Source organism: Methylosinus sp. DMC45, assembly GCF_056313885.1.
The window spans coordinates 189892-197716 of the sequence record NZ_JBQUZK010000045.1; the positions used below are offsets into that span (position 1 = coordinate 189892).

The 7825-nt window shown below is 66.5% G+C and carries 10 protein-coding genes and 1 pseudogene; 10 read left to right on the forward strand and 1 reads right to left on the reverse strand.

The window, feature by feature from the left end; genetic code table 11:
• Positions 1–30: 30 nt before the first annotated feature.
• The 10 genes from moxG (at position 31) to ACT53T_RS13890 (ending at position 7614) form a co-directional block, all read left to right on the forward strand.
• On the forward strand, positions 31–612 hold the full coding sequence (gene moxG / locus ACT53T_RS13845; RefSeq protein WP_476161646.1) for a cytochrome c(L), periplasmic: 582 nt from the start codon (positions 31–33) through the stop codon (positions 610–612).
• Between the two features lie 128 nt (positions 613–740).
• Positions 741–992, forward strand: coding sequence for a methanol dehydrogenase (locus tag ACT53T_RS13850; protein ID WP_400770339.1), 252 nt, complete (start codon positions 741–743; stop codon positions 990–992).
• Between the two features lie 156 nt (positions 993–1148).
• Entirely contained in the window at positions 1149–2180 is a 1032-nt protein-coding gene (locus ACT53T_RS13855) for an AAA family ATPase (RefSeq protein WP_476161647.1), read from the forward strand.
• A gap of 16 nt (positions 2181–2196) precedes the next feature.
• On the forward strand, positions 2197–3042 hold the full coding sequence (locus ACT53T_RS13860) for a DUF58 domain-containing protein (RefSeq protein WP_476161648.1): 846 nt from the start codon (positions 2197–2199) through the stop codon (positions 3040–3042).
• 1 nt (position 3043) lies between these two features.
• Positions 3044–3952, forward strand: coding sequence for a nonribosomal peptide synthetase MxaA (locus tag ACT53T_RS13865; protein ID WP_476161649.1), 909 nt, complete (start codon positions 3044–3046; stop codon positions 3950–3952).
• Positions 3949–4980 (forward strand): vWA domain-containing protein, encoded by a 1032-nt coding sequence (locus ACT53T_RS13870; RefSeq protein ID WP_476161650.1) that lies wholly within the window; start codon positions 3949–3951, stop codon positions 4978–4980. The genes ACT53T_RS13865 and ACT53T_RS13870 overlap by 4 nt, the downstream gene beginning before the upstream one ends.
• The gene (locus ACT53T_RS13875; RefSeq protein WP_476161651.1) at positions 4977–5579 is read left to right on the forward strand and encodes an MxaK protein; all 603 of its coding nucleotides are present in this window, start codon (positions 4977–4979) and stop codon (positions 5577–5579) included. Before ACT53T_RS13870 ends, ACT53T_RS13875 begins: the two co-directional genes overlap by 4 nt.
• A gap of 10 nt (positions 5580–5589) precedes the next feature.
• Positions 5590–6591 (forward strand): VWA domain-containing protein, encoded by a 1002-nt coding sequence (locus ACT53T_RS13880; protein ID WP_476161652.1) that lies wholly within the window; start codon positions 5590–5592, stop codon positions 6589–6591.
• Positions 6588–7112 (forward strand): SRPBCC family protein, encoded by a 525-nt coding sequence (locus ACT53T_RS13885; protein ID WP_476161653.1) that lies wholly within the window; start codon positions 6588–6590, stop codon positions 7110–7112. The genes ACT53T_RS13880 and ACT53T_RS13885 overlap by 4 nt, the downstream gene beginning before the upstream one ends.
• Positions 7113–7116: 4 nt before the next feature.
• The gene (locus tag ACT53T_RS13890; RefSeq protein WP_476161654.1) at positions 7117–7614 is read left to right on the forward strand and encodes a hypothetical protein; all 498 of its coding nucleotides are present in this window, start codon (positions 7117–7119) and stop codon (positions 7612–7614) included.
• A 37-nt stretch (positions 7615–7651) separates the two neighbouring features.
• Here ACT53T_RS13890 and cpsB read toward each other — a convergent pair.
• Positions 7652–7825, reverse strand: a pseudogene (cpsB, locus tag ACT53T_RS13895) (mannose-1-phosphate guanylyltransferase/mannose-6-phosphate isomerase); the annotation flags it as partial.

Genomic DNA, 7825 nt, shown 5'->3' on the forward strand with positions numbered 1-7825 from the left:
GCCTGGCGAATATCGAAGAGACCGACAAAAATGAAATCGAGCAAGAAACAGGCCTTTGTGCTGGTCGGCGGCGCCTTCGCCAGCCTGATCGCTCTCTCGGCGATCGCCCAGAATGCGGGCATCACCTTTCGCAACACGATCACCGGCGAGGTGCTGAACTTCGACGACGCTCTGCCGGAAGGCAAGGACACGCCCGGCGTGAAGAAATTCATGCAGACCGGCGTCAATCCTTACAATGAGGATGTGAGCTGTCTGAAGCAGGGCGAGCAGCTCTTCCTCTCCGCTTGTTCTGGCTGTCATGGCCATTTGGGCGAAGGCAAGATCGGCCCCGGCCTCAACGATTCCTATTGGACCTATCCGCAGAACGCGACCGACGAAGGATTTTTCTCGACGATCTTCGGCGGCGCTCAGGCGTCCATGGGGCCGCAATACGCCAATCTTCAGCTCGACGAAATGCTGAAGGTCATGGCCTGGGTCCGCCATCTCTATAAGGATCCCGTTGCCGGAGCGACCTGGCTGACGCCGGAGCAGCGCGCGAAATACAAGCCCTATCCCGGACACGAGACATTCCCCGACGATCCGCCCGGTCAGTGCAAGGCCTCGGCAAAATGAAAGACGTCGGGAAATTGAAGGTCGCGCTTTTGAGCGGCGCGACGGACGCGGCGTGAGCCGCGCATAAATTGGAGGAAGGCACGATGGGAGTTTTGAAGATTGCGGCGGCCCTCGGCGTCGCGTTCGTCATGAATGCGGCTGCGATCGGCGCGGCCTCGGCCTATGACGGCACCAAGTGCAAGGCGCCCGGCGATTGCTGGGAGCCCAAGCCCGGCTATCCCGAAAAGGTCGCGGGCTCGAAATACGATCCCAAGCATGATCCCAAAGAGCTCGCCAAGAACCAGTCCGCCATCGCGGCCATGGAAGAGCGCAACAAGAAGCGCGCCGAGCACTTCAAGAAGACGGGCGCGTTCGTCTACGACGTCACCAAGATTCCGTAAGCGTTCGCGCGACAATGCCGTCCCCGCGCCCCCGGGGACGGTCGTCATGCGGCCACGATCCGGGTCCGGCGTCATTCGACAACAACGCGTCGGACCCTCTTCCCGGGATCGTGGCCGCAACGTCCTTTCTTCCGACGAGACGTTGGATCGTTCAGCGTGACAGACACCGCCGAAACCGACGCCGTCTTGGCCGACTGGCGCGCCAAGGCGCAGGAATTCGAGACGCGCGTCGCGCGCGTCGTCCTCGGCCAGAATCGCGTCATTCGCTTGGTGACGATCGCCATTTTCGCGCGCGGCCATGTGCTGCTGGAAGGCGATGTCGGCGTCGGCAAGACGACGCTTCTGCGCGCCGTCGCGCGCGCGCTCGGCGGCGCTTTCTCGCGCATAGAGGGCACGGTCGATCTCATGCCGAGCGACCTCCTCTATCACACCTATCTCGCCGACGACGGCCGCCCGCGCGTCGAGCCCGGACCGGTGTTGCGCCATGCGGAAGATCTCTCCATCTTCTTCTTCAACGAGATCAATCGCGCGCGCCCGCAGGTGCACTCACTGCTGCTGCGGCTGATGGCGGAGCGCAGCGTCACCGCTTTCGATCGCGAATATTCCTTTCCGGCGCTGCAAGTCTTCGCCGATCGTAATCTGGTCGAGCGGGAGGAGACATTCGAGCTGCCCGCCGCCGCGCGCGACCGCTTTCTCATGGAGATATCCATGAAGACCCCCGCCGACGCGGGAGCCCGCCGCGCGCTGATCTTCGATCCGCGCTTTCACGACGTCGATCGCCTGCTCGATCAAATCGGCGAGCCCGTCTTCGACTATCGCGCGCTCGCTTCTGTGGCCGAGGTCATCCAGAACCGCGTCCACGCCAGCGAGACACTCGAGGCCTATGTCGCCAAGCTCTGGGATGCGCTGCTCGATCCCTACGCCGCGGGCGTCGCTCTGCCGGATGTCGAGATGCGCGGCCTGGTGCGCGGCGGCGCGAGCCCGCGCGGCCTCGCCTTTCTCGTGCGCGCGGCGCGCGTGCGCGCCTGGCTCGAAGGTCGCGACGCGCTGACGCCGGAGGATATTCGGGAAATTTTCCTCGAGACGATGGCGCATCGAATCTTCGTCGATCCGATCTATGCGATGCGCGGCGACGATATCGTTCGTGATCTGTGCCGCGCCGCTTTCGCGACGGTCCCGGCGCCGTGAGACGCGAGGCGTGACGATGCAGCGCTTCGACATCGCCTATCGACCGCGCGGCCGCGTCTCCAACGGCTCGATCGGCGCGCATGGCGGCGTCGACGTCGGCGGCATAGGCGTGTTTCGCGATCATGCGCGCTTCATTCAATTTCCCGACGCCCGGCGCATCGACATTCGCGCGACCATGCGTGATCCGACCGGCGAAACGCATGTGCGCCGCTTCGAGCAGCGCAATTCCATCGACGTCTATGCGCTCGTCGATCTCTCCGCTTCCATGGGCTTTCACGGCGCGGCGCGCCGTCTCGATCTCGTCGCCGATCTCTGCGCGGCGCTCGCCTTCTCGGCGACGCGCATCGGCGATCGCTTCGGCGTCATCGCCTGCGACGAGACATTGCGCAATGATCTTCTGCTGCCGGTGACGCGCGCGCGCGGCGCCGCGGTCGCGGCTGCCGAGCGCTTGCGCATCGCGGCGCCGCGCGGCGCCTCGGCGAAGGCGCTGACGCAAGCCGCCGGCCTCATCGCCGGGCGACGCAAGCTCGTCCTGCTGATCTCCGATTTTCTCTGGCCGCGCGACTTTGCGACGCGTCTTTTCGGCCTGCTCGCGCAGCATGATCTCGCGCCCATTCTCGTCGCGGATTCCACGGAAGAGCGCGATCTTCCACACTTCGGCCTCGTCGAGCTCGACGATCTCGAGAGCGGCGGGCGGCGGCTCGTCTTCATGCGCCCGAGCCTGCGTCGCCGCTGGCTCGCGCGCGAGGCGGAGCGGCGCGACGCGCTGCGTCGTCTCGCGCTCGCGCATGGACGCCCGCCTTTCGTTCTGCGCGATTCTTTCGACGCCGACGCGCTGTCGCGTCATCTGCTCGGGCTGTGACATGCGCGCAGCCCTGCTCGCTCTTTCGCTTCTACTCGCGTTGGCCGCGCCCGCCGCGGCGGAAGTGAAATCCGTGCGCCTCTACGCCGATCGCAGCTTCGGCTTTTTCGTCGGCGATCTGGTGAATGCGCGGCTCGAGATCGTCGCCGATTCCGCGTCCCGCTTGCAGACGGCCTCGCTGCCGCGCCCCGGCGCGCTCGATTATTGGCTCGATCTGCGCGACGTCCATGTTCGCGAGCAGCCCATTGGCGACGGCCTCACGCGCTGGGACATAGAGCTCGTCTATCAGCTCTTCTATGTCGCGCTCGATGTGCGCGATCTGCAAATCCCGCCTTTTCCGCTGCGCTTTCTGCGCGAGGGCGACAGCGAGATCGCGCGCGCGCCGGCCTGGACGATCGGCGTCTCGCCCTTGCGCGAGGTGCTGCCGCCGCGCCGCGACAATCCCACCGACTACATGCGCGCGGATCGCGGTGTCGCGCGAGGCGACGCGGCCGCGCCGGCGGCGCGCGCGGGCCTATTCTCAGCGCTCGCATTCGGCGCGTTGGCGCTGGTCGCGCATGATCGCGGCTGGCCGCCGTTTCATCGTCGCCGCGCGCGCGTCTTCGCCGCCGCCGCGCGTCGCATCGCCGCGCTGACGAAGCATAATGACGAATCGTCGCGCCGCGCCGCATTGCTCGCCTTGCATCGCGCGATCGACGAATCCGCCGGCCGTCGCATCTTCGCAGAGGACCTCGACGCCTTTCTTTCCAGCCATGCGGAATTCGTATCGGCGAAAGAGCCGCTCGGACGCTTCTTCAACGCGTCACGCGCGCTCTTCTTCGGCGTCGGCGATGCGGGCGTCGAACTCGCGGCGACAGAGCTGCTCGCGCTGGCGAAAACATTGGCGGCGTTGGAGAGGAGCGCGGGATGAGCTTCGGCATCGCCTCTCCGATCGCGCTTTTCCTGCTGCCGCTGGCGCTCGCGCCGCTGCTCTTCTCGCCTTTGCGGCCATCGCCCATATCTTCCGTCGCCGCGGCGCCGCAGGACGCGCTCTCGACATTCATCGCATGGGCGTTGCGCCTCTTTGCAAGCCTCGCCATAGGCGCGAGCGCGCTCGCTATCGCCGGGCCTTTTCGCGAAGGCCGCGCCATTCAGCGCTATGGCGAAGGCGCGGAAATCTCGATCCTCGTCGATCGCAGCGCGAGCATGAACGAGACATTCGCCGGCCGCACGCCGGCGGGCGGAGAGGAGTCGAAAGCCTCCGCCGCCAAGCGAATCATGACGGATTTCGTCGACCGGCGCGCGCATGATCTCTTCGGCGTCACCGCTTTCTCGACTTCGCCGATCATGGTCATGCCGATGACCGATCATCGCGCGGCGGTGCGCGCCGCGATTCAGGCGATCGACCGGCCCGGACTCGGCTACACCAATATCGGTCGCGGCCTCGCAATGGCGCTGTCGCAATTTCCCGCGGGCGGCGAGATCGAATCGCGCGTGATATTGCTCGTCTCCGACGGCGCCGCCGTCATCGATCCGCGCATTCAAGATCAGCTGCGCGCCGATTTCCGCAAGATCAGGCCCAATCTCTATTGGCTGTTTCTGCGCACGCGCGGCTCCAAAGGCATAAGCGACCAGCCGGACGCCGGCGAGCTGGACACGCCGCAGGCCTTGCCGGAGCGCCATCTCGATCTCTTCTTCAAATCGCTCGGCGTCGGCTATCGCGCTTTCGAGGCGGAAGGCCCCGCCGCCGTCGCCGACGCCATAGCGGAGATCGATCGGCTCGAACGTCGCCCGTTCCGCTATGCGGAGCGCATTCCGCGCAAGGATCTGACGGACCAGAGCCTCGTCGTCGCGGCGCTCGCGACATCCGTGCTGATGGTCGCGAAATTCGCCGAGACGCGGCTGAAGCAATCGGCGCGCGCGCCCGCGCCGCGGCGAGCGGCGAGGAGCGCCGCATGAGCGAATCCCCGCGCGCGCAATATAGGCAGACGCTCGCGCGCTTCTTCGCGCGCTGGCGCTCGACGCTTCTCCTCGCGCTGCTCGCCGCGGCGCTGGCCGGGGCGCTGCAAAACGCCGTCGCCGCATGGCGGGCGCGCGTCGACAATGCCGCGATCGGCGCGCTCGCCGCCGGGCGAGATGTCGAGACCGATTCTGCTTCCGCGCCCGAGCTCATCGCCGCGCGCATCGAATTTCTGGCCGAGCGCGAGGAATTCGACAAGGCTCGCGCTCTGCTGGAGCCGCTCGACGCCGCCGGCCGCGACGAGCTCTCCGCCATCGCCCATTATGATCTCGGCAACGCCTTGCTGCGCCGCGCCTTCGATCTTCTGGAGCGCGGCCAGCTCGAGCCGGCCGGACCTTTCGTCGAGCTGGCGCGTCGCGAATATCGCCGTGCATTGCAATTTCAGCCGGCGTTCTGGGACGCGAAATATAATCTCGACGTCGCCGCGCGTCTCGTGCGCGACAATCCGCAGCTCGAGCGTTCGGGCGGCGACGAGCTGCCGGCGGACCCCAAGAAAATCTGGACCGATATTCCCGGCGCGCCCAAGGGGCTGCCATGACAGGCCCACGATGATGATCGCCCGTTTGCGCGATGCGCGGTTTCTCTCGCTCGCCTTCGCTCTGGCGGCGCTCGCCGCCGCCTTTGCGTTTCCGCGCGCCGACGCGGTTCGCAATGGCGTCGATCTGCTGGCGACGCTGGACATCACCGGCAGCATGAACACGCGCGATTATTCGCTGGACGGCGCTCCGGTGAGCCGCATCGAATTCGCCAAGCGGGCGTTGCGGAGGCTCGTCGCCGATCTTCCCTGCCCCTCGCGCGTCGGCCTCGCCATCTTCACCGAGCGCGAGCCTTTTCTATTGTTCGAGCCCATAGACGTCTGCGAGAATTTCGCAGCTTTGGATGCGGCGATCGGCGCGCTCGACTGGCGCATGGCCTGGGAGGGCGACAGCCGCATCTCCGCCGGCCTGTTTCGCGCGGTCGAGATGGCGCGGCGAGTCGGCGCCGATCTCCTTTTCATCACCGATGGGCAGGAGGCGCCGCCGCTGCCGGCCTATGGCGCGCCGGTCTTCGAGGGCGCGCGCGGCGAGATTTCGGGGCTCATCCTCGGCGCCGGCGGCTATGAGCCCGCGCCCATTCCGAAATTCGACGATCGCGGCCGTGAGACCGGCTTTTTTGGCGTGGACGAGGTGCCGCATGAGAGCCGCTTCGGCCTGCCGCCGGCGGGCGCGGAGCAGCGCGAGGGCTATAATCCGCGCAATGCGCCATTCGGCGGAGAGATGCGCGCCGGCACGGAGCATCTCTCCAGCGTGCGCGAGCCTTATCTGCGGCAGCTCGCCGAGACCACCGGCCTCGGCTATGCGCATTTGGAGAAGCCGGACGGGCTCGCGAGCGCGATTCTCGCGGTCGCGCAGCCGCGGCCGAGCCTCGCGCCGATCGATCTGCGCCCCGCCTTCGCGGCCGCGGCGCTCGTCGGCTTCGCCACCCTCTATCTCATCGTCCCGCTCGCGGAGATTTTCGCGCGGCGACGCCATTCCCGTCTCGCAACCACGCTCCCGAGGAGAATAGAGTGAAACCGAAAATCGCCCTCCTGGCCCTGCTCTTGTCCATCGCGCCGGCGCTGGCGCACGGCCCGACGCCGATCAAGGTCGACGAGAAGATCACCGTCGCCGCCGATCCAAAGGCGGTGTGGGCGCTCGTCGGCCATTTCGGCGCGCTCGATTGGCATCCCGATGTCGCCAGCGTGAAGACGACTGGCGGCGACGCCAATGGCGCGGTGCGCGAGATCACGCTGCGCAAGGGCGGCGTCGTCACCGAGAGCCTCGACGAATATGATCCGCAGCAGATGAAGCTGAGCTATCGCATGTCGGACGCCAATCTCGACGCTCTGCCGATCAGCTCCTATTCGGCGACGCTGGCGGTGAAGCCGGCGGCGGGCGGCGGCAGCGAGGTGCAATGGTATGGCCGCCTCTATCGCGGCGACACCAGCAATGAGCCGCCGGACAATCTCAATGACGACGCCGCGCGCGAGGCGATGACCACCTTCCTGAAGGATGGGCTGCAGGGCCTCGCCAAAAAGCTGCAAGGCAAGTGACGTCATGAGAGCGCCGCGTCTCGCAGCCCTTTGCGCGACGCTCGCGGCGCTGCTCTGCGCCTGCGAGGACGCGGCGCCGCAGCGCGGGGCCGTGGAGGTGAAGCGCAAGGACGAGCTGCCGAAATGGCTGACGCCGATCGATCGCGTCGATCCCGCCTATTGGCTGGCCGCGCGCAAGAGCGGCGGCGCGCCAGTGGAGGAGGGCAGGGTGGCGCGATTGCAAGCGGCGCTGGATATCGGCGGCGCGCATTTTCTGGAGGCGCCGCGAATGCTCGCCAATCGCGCCGCGCAGCTCGGCGATATGCTTTCGGAGATCGGCGCGGCGGAAGACGAGGCGCAATCGATCGAGAGTCTCGCGCGCGTCGCGGCGGCGACGGGAAGCAAGCAGACCTTCGGCGATCTCTGCCAGCATTATTTCAATCTGCGCAAGCAGGGCGCGACGCGAGAAGCTGCGCTCGCCGACTTATTGGAGCGCTATAGCGTGCAGAAGCGGGGACAATAGGCGAGCCTCGAAAAGGCTCGCCTATTGGCAAACAGCGTCAGCCGCGGTTGTAGACGTCCTGCAGGCGGACGATATCGTCCTCGCCGAGATAGGAGCCGGTCTGCACCTCGATGATCTCGAGGTCGATCTTGCCCGGATTGCTCAGGCGATGAATGCAGCCGATCGGCAGATAGACCGATTCATTCTCGTGAACCAGCAGCGTCTCCTCGTC